This window comes from Kosakonia sp. CFBP8986 (assembly GCF_034044935.1).
In the GTDB taxonomy this organism is placed as follows: Bacteria; Pseudomonadota; Gammaproteobacteria; order Enterobacterales; family Enterobacteriaceae; genus Kosakonia; species Kosakonia cowanii.
The window spans coordinates 1-1,209 of record NZ_JAXCXB010000023.1 but is presented as its reverse complement, the minus strand read 5'-3'; the positions used below and the strand labels follow the sequence as shown (position 1 = coordinate 1,209).

Annotated in this window: 2 protein-coding genes; both read left to right on the top strand. The window is 52.4% G+C overall.

The genetic code is table 11. The annotated features are described in order from the left end of the window. On the top strand, positions 1 to 594 hold a 594-nt coding region (locus SOM48_RS22610; RefSeq protein ID WP_320513063.1), incomplete at its 5' end, for a flagellin. A gap of 204 nt (positions 595 to 798) precedes the next feature. After that, a partial coding sequence (locus SOM48_RS22605) for a flagellin N-terminal helical domain-containing protein (protein WP_473964721.1) occupies positions 799 to 1,209 on the top strand: 411 nt, incomplete at its 3' end.

The following is a 1,209-nucleotide window of genomic DNA, read 5'->3' as shown; positions in this document are numbered from 1 at the left end:
GCATCTGACATCGACTCCATCCAGGCTGAAGTTAACCAGCGTATGGAAGAGATCAACCGCGTGACCACCCAGACCGACTTCAACGGCATTAAAGTGCTGAACACCGGTACCGGTTCAAGCAGCTACAGCTTCCAGGTCGGTTCTAAAGATAGCGAAACTATCTCCATCAGCCTGACCAAGTCTGACTCCTACAACCTGTACAATGCGACTGGTGCAACAGCGCAGACTACCGGCCAGACCATCAACGGCAACAAACGTTCTACTGCCGCTGAAGGCTTCGACGTACTGAAAGGTACTGTTGATGCGTCCGGTAGCACCGATGGCAGCCCGCTGGCAGATATCGATAAGGCCATCAAAGCGGTTGACGATCAGCGCAGCCTGCTGGGTGCGTCCCAGAACCGTTTCGAGTCCACCATCACTAACCTGAACAACACCGTGAGCAACCTGTCAGCTGCCCGCAGCCGTATTCAGGACTCCGACTATGCGACGGAAGTGTCGAACATGTCCCGCGCGCAGATCCTGCAGCAGGCCGGTTCTTCCGTGCTGGCACAGGCCAACCAGGTTCCGCAGACCATGCTGTCCCTGCTGCGTTAATTCGCAGACATCAGTTGTAGAAAAAAAGCGCCGCTTGTCGGCGCTTTTTTGTTTTATAGGGTGGATAATTTTTCGACAAAAATTGTGCAAAAAACATAAAAAAACCTAAAGAGTTGGCAAGGTTCGTCGATAACAATTATGACGGTGATGAAGCCGCTGGCGCTTACCGGAATATAAAAAATCTCTCACTGAAGGATAACTATCATGGCTGTTATTAATACTAACACCCTGTCGCTGATGACCCAGAACAACCTGACTAAATCACAGTCTTCTCTGGGCACCTCGATTGAGCGTCTCTCTTCCGGTCTGCGTATCAACAGCGCGAAAGACGATGCTGCTGGTCAGGCGATCGCGAACCGCTTTACTTCTAACATCAACGGCCTGACCGTTGCTGCCCGTAACGCTAACGACGGTATCTCTCTGGCACAGACCGCTGAAGGCGCGCTGAGCGAAGTGAACAACAACCTGCAGCGTATCCGTGACCTGACCGTTCAGGCGCAGAACAGCTCCAACTCCGCATCTGACATCGACTCCATCCAGGCTGAAGTTAACCAGCGTATGGAAGAGATCAACCGCGTGACCACCCAGACCGACTTCAACGGCATTAAAGTGCTG